16 protein-coding genes are annotated in these 12,511 nt (G+C 62.3%); 6 read left to right on the top strand and 10 right to left on the bottom strand.

Annotated elements, in window-relative coordinates; all coding sequences use genetic code 11:
• The first annotated feature begins 71 nt into the window (after positions 1-71).
• Together trxA and ACSQ3L_RS02130 are read left to right on the top strand one after the other, a co-directional pair.
• Positions 72-395 (top strand): thioredoxin, encoded by a 324-nt coding sequence (gene trxA / locus ACSQ3L_RS02135; RefSeq protein ID WP_023761143.1) that lies wholly within the window; start codon positions 72-74, stop codon positions 393-395.
• Positions 396-525: 130 nt separating this feature from the next.
• Entirely contained in the window at positions 526-807 is a 282-nt protein-coding gene (locus tag ACSQ3L_RS02130; protein WP_013528325.1) for a cupin domain-containing protein, read from the top strand.
• 24 nt (positions 808-831) lie between these two features.
• Here ACSQ3L_RS02130 and ACSQ3L_RS02125 read toward each other — a convergent pair whose 3' ends face one another.
• The 6 genes from ACSQ3L_RS02125 to ACSQ3L_RS02100 form a co-directional block, all read right to left on the bottom strand.
• Entirely contained in the window at positions 832-1,251 is a 420-nt protein-coding gene (locus ACSQ3L_RS02125) for a VOC family protein (protein WP_436158428.1), read from the bottom strand.
• A 30-nt stretch (positions 1,252-1,281) separates the two neighbouring features.
• A complete protein-coding gene (locus tag ACSQ3L_RS02120) occupies positions 1,282-2,607 on the bottom strand; it encodes a bifunctional folylpolyglutamate synthase/dihydrofolate synthase (protein ID WP_436158427.1) in 1,326 nt (441 codons plus the stop codon).
• Between the two features lie 123 nt (positions 2,608-2,730).
• Complete coding sequence (gene accD, locus ACSQ3L_RS02115; protein WP_436158426.1) at positions 2,731-3,657, bottom strand: acetyl-CoA carboxylase, carboxyltransferase subunit beta; 927 nt, start codon at positions 3,655-3,657, stop codon at positions 2,731-2,733.
• Positions 3,658-3,758: 101 nt separating this feature from the next.
• Positions 3,759-4,598 carry a tryptophan synthase subunit alpha gene (trpA, locus tag ACSQ3L_RS02110; protein WP_436158425.1) on the bottom strand — a complete coding sequence of 280 codons (840 nt, stop codon included), beginning with the start codon at positions 4,596-4,598 and terminating at the stop codon, positions 3,759-3,761.
• Between the two features lie 2 nt (positions 4,599-4,600).
• On the bottom strand, positions 4,601-5,851 hold the full coding sequence (trpB, locus tag ACSQ3L_RS02105; protein WP_292184440.1) for a tryptophan synthase subunit beta: 1,251 nt from the start codon (positions 5,849-5,851) through the stop codon (positions 4,601-4,603).
• 33 nt (positions 5,852-5,884) lie between these two features.
• A complete protein-coding gene (locus ACSQ3L_RS02100) occupies positions 5,885-6,544 on the bottom strand; it encodes a phosphoribosylanthranilate isomerase (protein ID WP_436158424.1) in 660 nt (219 codons plus the stop codon).
• A gap of 111 nt (positions 6,545-6,655) precedes the next feature.
• On the opposite strand from ACSQ3L_RS02100, the gene ACSQ3L_RS02095 reads away from it, so the two are divergent.
• Positions 6,656-6,874: a hypothetical protein gene (locus tag ACSQ3L_RS02095; RefSeq protein ID WP_436158423.1), complete on the top strand. Its 219-nt coding sequence runs from the start codon at positions 6,656-6,658 to the stop codon at positions 6,872-6,874.
• A 223-nt stretch (positions 6,875-7,097) separates the two neighbouring features.
• On the opposite strand, the gene ACSQ3L_RS02090 is transcribed toward ACSQ3L_RS02095, so the two are convergent.
• The 4 genes from ACSQ3L_RS02090 to ACSQ3L_RS02075 form a co-directional block, all read right to left on the bottom strand.
• Complete coding sequence (locus tag ACSQ3L_RS02090) at positions 7,098-7,856, bottom strand: M48 family metallopeptidase (RefSeq protein ID WP_292328450.1); 759 nt, start codon at positions 7,854-7,856, stop codon at positions 7,098-7,100.
• 98 nt (positions 7,857-7,954) lie between these two features.
• Entirely contained in the window at positions 7,955-8,437 is a 483-nt protein-coding gene (locus ACSQ3L_RS02085) for a DUF2852 domain-containing protein (RefSeq protein WP_292641435.1), read from the bottom strand.
• 117 nt (positions 8,438-8,554) lie between these two features.
• Positions 8,555-9,697 carry a benzoate/H(+) symporter BenE family transporter gene (locus ACSQ3L_RS02080; RefSeq protein WP_436158422.1) on the bottom strand — a complete coding sequence of 381 codons (1,143 nt, stop codon included), beginning with the start codon at positions 9,695-9,697 and terminating at the stop codon, positions 8,555-8,557.
• Entirely contained in the window at positions 9,697-10,467 is a 771-nt protein-coding gene (locus ACSQ3L_RS02075; protein ID WP_436158421.1) for an alpha/beta hydrolase, read from the bottom strand. The genes ACSQ3L_RS02080 and ACSQ3L_RS02075 overlap by 1 nt, the downstream gene beginning before the upstream one ends.
• A gap of 206 nt (positions 10,468-10,673) precedes the next feature.
• Here ACSQ3L_RS02075 and infC point away from each other — a divergent pair, with 206 nt between their 5' ends.
• The 3 genes from infC (at position 10,674) to rpmI (ending at position 12,508) form a co-directional block, all read left to right on the top strand.
• Positions 10,674-11,210: a translation initiation factor IF-3 gene (gene infC, locus ACSQ3L_RS02070; RefSeq protein WP_013528312.1), complete on the top strand. Its 537-nt coding sequence runs from the start codon at positions 10,674-10,676 to the stop codon at positions 11,208-11,210.
• A gap of 285 nt (positions 11,211-11,495) precedes the next feature.
• The gene (locus tag ACSQ3L_RS02065; RefSeq protein ID WP_436158420.1) at positions 11,496-12,122 is read left to right on the top strand and encodes a methyltransferase family protein; all 627 of its coding nucleotides are present in this window, start codon (positions 11,496-11,498) and stop codon (positions 12,120-12,122) included.
• Positions 12,123-12,304: 182 nt separating this feature from the next.
• A complete protein-coding gene (gene rpmI, locus ACSQ3L_RS02060) occupies positions 12,305-12,508 on the top strand; it encodes a 50S ribosomal protein L35 (RefSeq protein ID WP_006201248.1) in 204 nt (67 codons plus the stop codon).
• Positions 12,509-12,511 lie beyond the last annotated feature (3 nt).

The raw sequence follows: 12,511 nt of genomic DNA, 5'->3' as shown, positions 1-12,511 counted from the left end.
AACACCTGCTTGAAGAAGGGCACGATCACCACCACATTTGGTGCGACGAAAAATTTCGAAAGGATTTCCGCATGACCACTGTCAAGGTCGACAAGAGCAATTTCCAGGCCGATGTGCTTAACGCCAGCGTACCGGTCGTCGTCGATTTCTGGGCGGAATGGTGTGGCCCCTGCAAGATGATCGCGCCGGCGCTCGAAGACATCGCCACCGAACTCGGTGCCAAGATTAAGATCGCCAAGCTTAACATCGACGAGAATCCCGAGCTTGCCGCGCAGTTCGGCGTGCGCTCGATCCCGACGCTGATGATCTTCAAGGGCGGCGAAGTGGCCGACATGAAGGTTGGTGCTGCGCCCAAGACCGCGCTGTCGCACTGGATCAACGGCAGCCTCGCCTGATCCGTCTGAAATTCATGACCATCAAGCCCGGCCTCGTGCCGGGCTTTTTGCTGGGTCATGCGCTGTCACGCTCTGGCCCTCGCGTTCGGCCACTCCATGTCATCTGCTTGAGGGAAGACAGGAGAACCCCATGACCGGATCCGCCAAGGCCACCGTCTTCATCGACAATGAGCGTGTCATCGTCACCGAGTACCGCTTCGCGCCGGGCGAGAACACCGGCTGGCACCGCCACGGCCACGACTACGTCGTCGTGCCGCTGATGGACGGCAAGGTTAAGCTGTTGACCAAGGACGGCGAATCCTTTGCTGAGATGAAGAAGGGCGCGCCGTATTTCCGCAAAGAGGGCGTCGAGCACGACGTCATTAACGCCAATGAAGGCGAATACGCCTTTATCGAGATCGAGCTGAAGTAACCCGTCGGGGCCGCCAGCCGCTTTTCACCAGTCGGCGATGCGGTCGCCGCCGGCGAACTGTGCGCTTTTGCCGGTGTATTCGAACAGCTCGATCTTCACGCCGTTGGGATCGCGGATCCAGGCCTGAAAAGTGTCATCGCAGGCCAGTTTCTTTGAGGTGACGGCGATGCCGTTCGATCTGATGTGATCGATCGCAGCATCGATGTTTTCCACCTCAAGGCAGAAATGGTTGATCTGGTTCTGCTCGCTGTAGGCCGTGCCGTCCTTCTGGAACACCTCGACATGACTGCGGCCGCCGCAATTGAGGTAGAAGCCGAACACCTTGCCGTCGCGGAGGAAGTTGAACTGCGTGTCGAGGCCAAGCACGTCGCGATAGAAGCTTCGCGTCGCTTCCAGATCATGCGCGAAGATGCAGACATGGGCGAGCTGCTTGACCTTGATCATGACAGGCTCCTTGCGGGGATTGTCTTTGTTTTACGCTGGCGGCGTGCCATTCTCAGCCAGCACGGCGCCGGCCAGATACAATGAACCGCTGATCAGGATGCGCGGCGCCGGGCCGTCCCAGGTGTCGCGCAGCAGCATCAGCGCGCTGGCGACGGAACTCACGGGCTCGGCGGTCAGCCCGGCGTCCGTCGCGCGGACCGCCAGTTCGTCGTTCGGCACGCCGGCGTCGCTGAGGCTCACCGGCACCGTGTAGACATGCCGGGCGAGGCCCTTGAAGGCGCGGAAATAGCCGCTCTGGTCCTTGGTGTTGATCATGCCCGAGATGAGGAAGAGCGGACGCGGGTTCTTTTCTTCCAGTTCCGCCAGCGCCTCGGCAACGGCCACGCCAGCGCCCGGATTGTGGCCGCCGTCCAGCCAGATGTCGGCGCCCTTCGGCGCCAACTCGGCCAGCCGGCCCTGCGCCAGCTTTTGCATGCGGCCGGGCCAGGCGACATTGATCATCGCCTTTTCGGCAGCGCGATGGCTGATCTCGAAACCGGCCGCCTTGACCGCGGCAATCGCCGCCGCCGCATTGGCGAACTGGTGGCGGCCGGGCAGTCTGGGCGGCGGCAGGTCCATCAAGCCGTCCTCGTCCTGGTAGACCATGCGGCCGTTTTCCTCGAAAGCAAGGAAATCCTGGCCATAGACGAAGGCCGGGCACTCCAACCGCTCGGCGGTTTCGATCAGCACCTGCAGCGCCGTCTCGCTCTCCTGTGCGCCGATGACCACCGGGCAGCCGGGCTTGACGATACCGGCTTTTTCGGCGGCGATCAGTTCGACACGGTCGCCGAGATAGGCCTCGTGATCGAGCGACACCGGCATGATCACCGATACGGCCGGCTCCTTGACGACATTGGTCGCGTCGAAACGGCCGCCGAGCCCGACCTCGATGATCGCCGCATCGGCCTGGTGTTCGGAAAACAAGAGGAAGGTGACGGCGGTGAGAATCTCGAAGACGGTGATCTTCTCGCCCTCATTGGCCCTGGCGACGCGGGCAATGGCATCGGCGAAAACCCGGTCTTCGACCAGCCTGCCGCCGCCATCAGCAGCCAGCCGGTAGCGCTCGTGCCAATTCACCAGATGCGGCGAGGTATGGACATGGACGCGATAGTCCGCCGCCTCGAGCAATGCGCGCGAAAAGGCCGCGCACGAACCCTTGCCATTGGTGCCGGCGATGTGGATTACCGGCGGCAGCCGGTCCTGCGGATTATCAAGCCGTTCCAGCAGTCGCGAAATGCGGTCGAGCGAAAGGTCGAAGCCCTTCGGGTGAAGCGCCATCAGGGCTTCGATTTCGCGGTCGGCGGCAAGCGTTGTCATGGCGCAATCCTGGCACATGACCCCGAAAAACCAGAATCGGTTTCGCAAAGGGCCATGGCATTCAAAAGGCTACAGCGCGCCAGGGACATGGCGCAATCGCTGTTCGCGGCGCTTGGTGTCGCGTCAGGCCTGCGGACGTGCGTCCGCCGGAATTGTTGCCGGCGGCAGGATTTCCGGCTCCAGCGGTTTTTGCTCCTCCGGCAGCTTGAGCAGCATCTTGAGCAGGCGCGCGATCGTTTCGCGCATCTCCAACCTGGACACCACCATGTCGACCATGCCGTGCTCCATCAGGTATTCGGAGCGCTGGAAGCCGTCGGGCAGTTTCTCGCGGATGGTCTGTTCAATGACGCGCGGTCCGGCAAAGCCGATCAGCGCGCCGGGCTCGGCAATGTGCACGTCGCCCAGCATCGCGTAGGAGGCGGTGACGCCGCCGGTGGTCGGGTTGGTCAAAACGACGATGTAGGGCAGGCCGGCTTCCTTCAGCCGGTCGACACCGACCGTGGTTCGCGGCAATTGCATGAGGGACAAAATACCTTCCTGCATGCGGGCACCGCCAGAGGCGGCAAACAGGATCAGCGGCCGCTTGCGTTGCAGGGCCACTTCGAAGCCATGCACGATGGCGTCGCCGGCGGCCATGCCGAGCGAGCCGCCCATGAAGGCGAAGTCCTGCACCGTGACCACGACCGGCAGGCCCTCGACGGTGCCCAGCGCATTGATGATCGCATCTTCCAGGCCGGTCTTGGCCTTGGCGTCTTTCAGCCGGTCGACATAGCGCTTCTCATCGCGGAATTTCAGCGGATCCTGCATCACCTTGGGGTTGTCCAGGGTCTCGTATTTGCCGTCGTCGAAGAAGAATTTCAGCCGCTCCTTGGCCGAAATCTTCATGTGATGGCCGGACGAGGGAATGACGAACTGGTTCGATTCCAAATCCTTGTGGAACACCATTTCGCCGGTCTCCGGATCCTTGATCCAGAGGTTCTCGGGCATGTCGGTGCGCCGGCCGAGCATCGAATTGATCTTCGGGCGAACGTAATTGGTGATCCAGTTCATCGCTTCGGCTCCTGTCCTGACGAAGAGTTAGAGCAATTCCAGAAAAAGTGTGAAGCGGTTTTCCGTTCGGAATTGCGGCAAAGAAGCCAGACGTAGGGAAACTATTCGGCAGCAGCAAGGCGGGCCGAGCGCACGCCTTGCGCAAGGCCGCTGACCAGCGTGGCGACGGCCTCGGCCGGGTCGGCGGTCTTCTCGCCCTTCGGTCCCAGCACATTGGCCACCGCATTGATGATCGCGGTGCCGACGACGACGCCGTCGGCATTGGCGCCGATCACGCGCGCCTGCTCGGCGGTCTTGACGCCGAAGCCGACGCAGACCGGCAGGTCGGTGTGGCCCTTGATGCGCTTGACCGCCGCCGCCACCTTGCCGGTGTCGGCCAGCGCCGAGCCGGTAATGCCGGTCATCGACACGTAGTAGACGAAGCCCGACGTGTTCTGCAGCACCTTGGGCAGGCGTTTGTCGTCGGTGGTCGGCGTCGCCAGCCGGATGAAATTGATGCCGGCTTTAAGCGCCGGAATGCACAGTTCCTCGTCCATCTCTGGCGGCAGGTCGACGACGATCAGTCCGTCGATACCGCTGGCGATCGCGTCCTTGAGGAAGCGATCGACGCCGTAAATGTAGATCGGATTGTAGTAGCCCATCAGCACGATCGGCGTTTCGTTGTCGCCGGTCCGGAAGTCGGCCGCCATCTTCAGCGTCTTGACCAGGGTCTGGCCGCCTTTCAGGGCGCGCAGGCCAGCGGCCTGGATCGCCGGGCCGTCGGCCATCGGATCGGAGAACGGCATGCCCATTTCGATGATGTCGGCGCCCGCCGTCGGCAGCCCCTTCATGATCGATAAAGAGGTGTCGTAGTCCGGGTCGCCGCTCATGAAATAGGTGACGAGCGCCGGGCGGCCTTCAGTCTTCAGCTTCGCCATGCGGCGGTCGATGCGGGTCACCATGATCAGATCTCCATGCCCAGCATCGAGGCCACCGTGTGCACGTCCTTGTCGCCGCGGCCGGACAGGTTGACGATGACGATCTGGTCCTTGTCCATGGCGGGCACGATCTTCACCGCATGCGCGATGGCATGCGCCGATTCCAGCGCCGGGATGATGCCTTCGACACGCGTCGTCAGCTTGAAGGCCTCCAGCGCCTCGTCGTCCAGGATCGGCACATAGTCGACGCGGCCTGAATCGCGCAGCCAGGAATGTTCCGGCCCAACGCCGGGATAATCGAGGCCGGCCGAGATCGAATGGCCATCCATGATCTGGCCGTCGGCATTCTGCAGGAGATAGGTGCGGTTGCCATGCAGCACGCCCGGCGCGCCGGCGTTCATCGAGGCACAATGCTCGATGCCGTCGAGACCGCGACCGCCAGCTTCGATACCAATGATGCGGACCTCTTTGTCATCGAGGAACGGATGGAACAGGCCGATGGCGTTGGAGCCGCCGCCAACAGCGGCGATAATCGTGTCCGGCAGCCGGCCTTCCTGTTCGAGGATCTGCGCCCGCGCTTCGGTACCGATCACAGACTGGAAGTCGCGCACCAGCTCCGGATAGGGATGCGGGCCGGCGGCGGTGCCGATCAGGTAATAGGTGTCCTCGACATTGGTCACCCAGTCGCGCAACGCCTCGTTCATGGCGTCCTTCAGCGTGCCGTGGCCGGCGGTCACCGGCCGCACTTCGGCGCCGAGCAGCTTCATGCGGAATACATTGGGGCTTTGCCGGGCGACATCGGTGGCGCCCATATAGACGACGCAGGGAAAGCCGAAGCGGGCCGCGACCGTGGCCGACGCCACGCCGTGCTGGCCGGCACCGGTCTCGGCGATGATGCGCTTCTTGCCCATGCGCTTGGCCAGCAGGATCTGGCCGAGGCAGTTGTTGATCTTGTGTGAACCAGTGTGGTTCAGGTCCTCGCGCTTGAAGTAGACTTTTGCGCCGCCCCCGAGGCCCTTCGCCGAGGAAACCTCACGAAGATGCCTGGTCAGGCCTTCGGCGAAATAGAGTTTTGAGGGCCGCCCGGCATAGTGAGTCGAGAGGTCAGTCAGTTCGGCCCTGAAATCCGCATCGTTCTTGACCTCGTTCCAGTGCCGTTCCAGGTCGAGGATCAGCGGCATCAGCGTTTCGGCAACGAAACGACCGCCGAAAATGCCGAACATGCCCTGCTCGTCGGGTCCGGTGCGGAAGGAATTGGGTGTCGCCGGCTTGTCCATCGCCGATCTCCTGCATCTTGATTGGGAGCACTCTCAAGCGGCGCGATCGTCGCGCGCTGCCCTGACGGCCCGGAAAAATTGTTCGATCAACACCGGATCCTTGACGCCCGGCGCGCTTTCCACGCCTGAGGAAATGTCTATTCCGGGCGGGTTGGCAAGCCGAAGAGCATCGCCGATATTGGCGGCGTTGAGCCCACCGGAAAGCATGTAATCGACGCCGCCGTCAAGGCCGGCGAGGATGCGCCAGTCGAAGGCAACACCGTTGCCGCCCGGCAGTTCCGAGCCTTTCGGCGGCTTGGCGTCGAACAGGAACCGGTCTGATATGCCGATGAACGGCTTTATCCGGTCGAGATCGGCGGCCTCGCTGAGCGGCAGCGCCTTCATCACAGGCAGACCATAACGGGCTTTCAATTCGGCCACCCGCTCCGGCGTCTCCGCGCCATGCAACTGCAGCATGTTGGGCTGCATTTTGGCAACGATATCATCAAGGAAGGCATCGCTGGCATCGACGGTGACAGCAACCGCCATCGCCTTGCCGCGCGCCGCCTCACGCAGGCGGCCAGCCTCGGCAGGTTCGACATAGCGTGGGCTTTTCGCGAAGAAAATAAACCCGACATGGCTGGCGCCGCCCGCCAGCGCCGCGGCCATTGCCCCGTCGGTCTTCAAGCCGCAGATCTTGATGTCGAGTGCCATGGCGCGGGAATTGGCACGAAAAGCGAAAAGAGTCGAGAAAAAGCATGCTGTTTGCCGGCAACGCCAAAGGCGCTACCTATGGATGGACGCATGCAAGGCGGGAGCACGATCATGGCAGACAGAACAATTGCCGAACTCAGGCAGAAGATCGCGCAGGCGCGCGAGGTCATCGCCCACCTGATGGACAAGGCCGCCTTCAACGGCGCCGAGGCCCATCGGGCGCTGGACTATTTCGGTGGCGACGAATTCGACCGCAATTTCCTGCCCTGGCCGCATCATGGCGACGAGGGGCTGCGGCCGGAAGAGTTGAATGCGGCGAATGACGATTGATCTGCTTTAAATATGTGACGCTGGCGGGACAGCACCCCCCTCTGGCCTGCCGGCCATCTCCCCCGCAAGGGGGGAGATTACGCGCTCAACCGCCGTGGCCAATCTCCAACTTCGCAGGAACGGACGGGGCGCCGAAGCTGCCAATCTCCCCCTTGCGGGGGAGATGCCCGGCAGAGCAGAGGGGGGTGTGAAGGATCGCTGCGGAACAGCCTTCTTTCCGTCCCTACTCAAACATGATCGCCTGCAGCGCACCGCCATTGCGCTTCAGCCAGTCCTTGCAGCGGTCGGTGTCGGGGCAGAGCTTTTCGCACAATTTCCAGAATTTCGGGCCGTGGTTCATCTCCTTGAGATGCGCCACTTCATGCGCGACGAGGTAGTTTATGACCGGCTGCGGCGCCATCATGATGCGCCAGGAAAAGGACAGATTGCCTTCGGACGTGCATGACCCCCAGCGGCTTGATGTGTCCTTGAAGCGGATCGCCTTGGCGCGCTTGCCAAGCGCCTCGGTGTGTTTGGCTACCAGCTTCTCGATTTCCTTCTTGGCCTCACGCTTAAGGAAATCGGCGAGGCGGCGCGGCAGGTGTATGCGCTCGCCATGCACGACCAGCAGCGGACCGCGCTCGTCGCGCGACACGGTGACGGTACCGCGCTTTGACGGTTCATGGACGATGCGGTGTGGCACGCCGCGCACCGGTATCCTGATGCCGGGCCGCACCTGCGGCCGCGTCGGCACCTTGGCCAGTCGCTGCTCCAGCCAGTCCTGGTGCCGCTCGAGGAATCTATCCACCTCGCCGCGGCGCAGGCCTGGCGGCACGGTGATGCGCAGGCCCTGGCCGCCGGAATCGATGCGCAGCGTCATTCGGCGCGCCCGGGCGCTCTCGACGATCTTGAGCGGCAGCGTGCGGCCGGCGACGCAATATTCGCGCTCCACGGCAGGCGTGGGCTTGGGCTTTGTCAGATTGCGAAAGAATCCGATGGTCATGGCGGGACGATACGTGATTCGAGGAAAACGAATAGAACAAAAAAGAAACGGCGCCGCTCGCGCGACGCCGTCATCATACCTTGGCCTGTCGCAAAGCCTCAGTCGTCAAGCAGGTTCGAGCCCTTGCCACGCTTGGTGGTCGTCGTTCCGGTGCCCGGATCGGTCTTGGTCGGCGCCGTCGACTTGTTGCGGTTGGCCATGAAGCGGTCGAACTCGTCCTGGTCCTTGGCACGGCGCAATTCGCGGGCATACTCGTCGAACTGGGTCAGCATTTCGTCGAGCTTGCGGCGCTCTTCGTTCAGGCGCTCAAGTTCCTTCTCGCGCCAGTCGTCGAAAGCGACGTTGCCGGTGCGTGCGGAGCCATTGCCCCAGCGCGCGGCCTTGTCGGAACCGCGGCGGCAGCCGGCGAAGATGCCGTCGGTCGCGCGGTTGACGTCACGCTTGAAGCCGTCGAGGCGGTCGCCCCAGATAATGTAGGCAAGCATGGCGAAGCCGAGTGGCCAGAACACCATGAAACCGATCACCATCAACGCGATGGTCGCCGGCGTCCAGGCCGGGCGGATCAATGCAGATGTGTTCATTTTCTCCCATTCCTTCGGTTGGAGACAGCCAAACCCGGCTGCGTGGAATCGAAATGGGAAGAGAAAAACGGCGATTCAAGACAATGTCCGCCAAAACCGGACAAGCAACTGAAATGATTATCGCTTTTTGAGCATATCGAGGAAAAGCACGACCAAGCCGGCAATCAGCCCCCAGAATGCGGCACCGACGCCGAACAGCGTCAGCCCGGATGCGGTAACGACAAAGGTGACGGTGGCGGCCATGCGGTCGCCCTCGTCCTTGAGCGCGATCGACAGCGCGTTGGCGAGCGAGGCCATCAGCGCCAGGCCCGCCACCAGCACGATCAGGCTCTGCGGCAGCACGGCGAAGATCGCCACCAGCGAAGCGCCGAAAAGCGCAAAGACGAGATAGGCAAGCGCATAGAACGGTCCGGTCTTCCAGCGTTCGGCGGGATCGGGATGGACGTCCGGCCCGGTGCAGATCGCCGCCGAGATCGCCGCCAGATTGGTCGTCGAACCGCCGAACGGCGCCGACAGCAGCGAAAACAGGCCGGTGACGCCGATCAGCGGACCTGGCTCTGGATGGTAGCCGGCGGCGCGCAGCACGGCGAGACCGGACAGGTTCTGCGAAGCCATGGTGACGAGGTAGAGCGGCAGTGCCAGCCCGATCATCGCCTTGGCGGTGAAATCAGGCACGATCAGCGTCAGCGTCGACAGTTCCGGTGTCGGCAGGCCGCCGACACGGCCGGTAAGGAAGGCTGCGAGGCCGCCGCCGATCAGAACCGCCAGCACCGACAGCGCCGGGTTGAACAGGCGGATGATGAAGAAGGCCGCAATCAGCGGCAGGATCAGCCATGGGTCGACAGGAACGGTCTTCACTGCATTGAGCGCGAAGGTGACGACGATGCCCGCCAGCATGCCCGAGGCGACCGAGGGCGGTATCCTCGATATCAGCTTCGTCAGCGGCCGGAACAGCCCGGTGGCGATCAGCAGGACAGCTGTGACGATGAAGGCGGCGACGGCCTCGCCCATCGAAAAGCCGCCCGAAGCCGCGATCAGCGCCAGGCCCGGCGTCGACCAGGCGGTGATGACAGGCATTTTCGTGCGCCATGACAGCCACAGGCTCTCGATTGCCATGGCCAGGCAGATGGTGGTCACCCAGCTCGCCGTCTCGGTCTGCGTCGCGCCGACCGCCTTGGCAGCGGCGATGACGATGGCCAGCGTGCCGCCAAAGCCGACGATGGCGGCGACGAACGCGTGTATCGGAATGGAAAGGCGCATCAGTTTCCCCTCTGCGCCATCGCATCGACGGCCCGCACCAGCATGTCGAGATCCTGCGGCCGCGACAGGCGATGGTCGCCGTCAGGGATCAGTGACAGTGTCACGTCGTCGGCCGGCAGCAGGCTGACCAGCTTCAGCGCGTGGCTTGCCGGCACGTCGGCATCGGCCAGGCCCTGCAGGATGTGCACCGGGCAATGGGTGTCGATCGGGCCTGTCATTACCCGGTTGTCGCGCCCGTCCTCGATCAGCGCGCGCGTGTAGATGTAAGGCTCAGTGGAATAGTCGGAGGGCTCTTCGAAGAAACCTTTTTTGGCGAGGTCGCGCTTTTGCGCCTTGGTCAGCACCGGTTCGACCAGCTCAGCGGTGAAATCCGGCGCCGGTGCCAGCAGCACCAGGCCGGCGACGTTGCTGTCGCCCGCCTTGCGCAATTCCTGCACCATGCGCAGCGCGATCCAGGCGCCCATCGACGAGCCGACCAGGATCTGCTTGCCCTTGGTGAATTGCCGGAACACGGCAAGGCTCTGCGCAAGCCATTTCGAAATCGTGCCATCGGCAAAGGCGCCGCCGGATTCGCCATGGCCGGAATAGTCGTGGCGCAGGAAGGCGTGGCCTTCGGCTGCCGCCCAATCCGATAGTGTCTGAGCCTTCGTGCCCAGCATGTCCGACTTGTAGCCGCCGAGCCAGACGATGCCGGGCGCCGAGCCTGTGGTATGACGCACCGCGATGCGCGATCCATCGACATCCAGAAAGATTGGGGGCGTGGCAGTCATGGCTTTTTCCTCAATGTCGGTCTTGTGGCACAGCCAGCGGTGAGGCGAAAAGTGCTCACGATGTTCTTTGTTTGGTGCAGGGCAGCGATCAGGGTGATTTTCTGTCAATGCTGTGCTATTGACTCCGCCCGCGCGCTCACCACATTGGCGCGTCCACGCATCAACACTGACAAACCCTGAACGAAACGGCCAAGGAGACCACGACCATTCGCAGACCTTTCAAAGCAGCGGCGCCGACCAAGGATGGCCCGCGCTCCAACCGTGACATCCGGGTTCCCCGGGTCCAGCTTATCGACGCCGAAGGCCAGAACCGCGGCGATGTTTCCATCAACGACGCATTACTGCTCGCCGAAGAGGCTGGGCTCGATCTCGTCGAGATATCGCCCAACGCGGTGCCCCCCGTCGTCAAGATCCTCGATCTCGGCAAGTTGAAATACGCCAACCAGAAGAAGGCGGCCGAGGCGCGCAAGAACCAGAAGGTCATCGAGATCAAGGAGATCAAGATGCGCCCGAACATCGACAGTCATGACTACGAGACCAAGATGAAGGCGGTTCGCCGCTTCTTCGAGGAAGGCGACAAGGTCAAGCTGACGCTGCGTTTCCGTGGCCGCGAGATGGCGCATATGGAACTAGGCATGCAGCTTCTGAACAAGGTCCGTGAGGAAGTGGCGACCATCGCCAAGGTCGAAGCGGAACCGAAGCTCGAGGGCCGCCAGATGATGATGGTGCTATCACCGCGCTAGAGCATTCCAGGAAAAGTGTGAAACGGTTTTCCCGGGAAAAGCGCATAGCGCTTTCCCTAGGGAATTGCGTCAAACAAAGAGCGCGCTAGATCACGATGACGTCAGGTCTGGCCAGCGCTCTAAATCCGCCTGAATTGTAGTACAAGGCGTCCCGGCGATCGGCGGGACGCCTGTTTCTTGGCCACAGCTGCGATCGCCGGCTCTGTTTTTATGCATGTCGTCCTCCCAAAACCGGGGCCACTTTTGGCCGACATACATTAGGCTTCTCGACGATCGGATTCCGACTTGGACAAAGAACTCAAATACGGGCTGGGCAACTACCAGCGTACGCGCAGGCTGGTGCTTGCCGTGCTCGTGGCGGTGCTGTTGGTAGCGCTGCTGTTCGGGCAATCGACCTTTCCGCCCGACACGGCGATGCATGAAACGATCGAAATGTTCGGCGTATTGCTGATTTTTCTCGGTATCTGCGGCCGCCTTTGGTCGATACTTTACATAGGCGGGCGCAAATCCTCTGAGGTGGTCACCGGCGGGCCTTACTCGATCACCCGCAACCCACTCTATGTGTTCTCGACCGTGGCCGCGGCCGGCGTCGGCGCGCAGATCGGCTCGTTCTCGGGCATCGTTCTCTTTGCGCTTTTGTGCGCGGGCGCCTTCCACATCGTCATTCTGCGTGAGGAGAAATTCCTCAAGGAGGCGCTCGGCGCCCCATACCAGGCCTATCTGGCGAGAGTGCCGCGCTTCTTCCCGAAGCTTTCGCTCTATCAGGAGGGCGACACGGGCAGCTTCAAGCCGCGCCTGTTGCTGACCACGCTGCTCGACGGTCTGGTGTTTCTCGTCGCGCTGCCGGCCTTCGAGCTGATCGACGGCGCCCAGCAGTCGGGCATATTGCCGGTGTTGTTCCGACTACCCTGACCAAGGACACAGCGCCGCATCTCTACGGGTGTTGCGCGCGGAGCGTCTTTGACGTATAGCACCGCCGTTCAAGAAAACCGCCCGGCAGGGCATGCCGTGGCGGTTTCATTTGCTTTTCGGGCTTTGGTCGGCCCGAAGCGAACAAGAAGCGCGATAGTGCGCCAACAATACGGAGTAGCAAAATGCCCAAGATGAAGACCAAGTCCGCCGCCAAAAAGCGGTTCAAGATCACAGGTACGGGTAAAGTCCTGTCGGCTGCGGCCGGCAAGCGTCACGGCATGATCAAGCGTTCCAACAAGTTCATTCGAAATGCCCGCGGCACGATGGTTCTGGCTGAACCGGATGGCAAGAAGGTCATCAAGAATTTTCTGCCGAACGGCCTCTAAGGC

Source organism: Mesorhizobium sp. LjRoot246 (assembly GCF_964254115.1).
Classification (GTDB): domain Bacteria; phylum Pseudomonadota; class Alphaproteobacteria; order Rhizobiales; family Rhizobiaceae; genus Mesorhizobium.
This window is presented reverse-complemented; position numbering and strand designations above follow the sequence as displayed.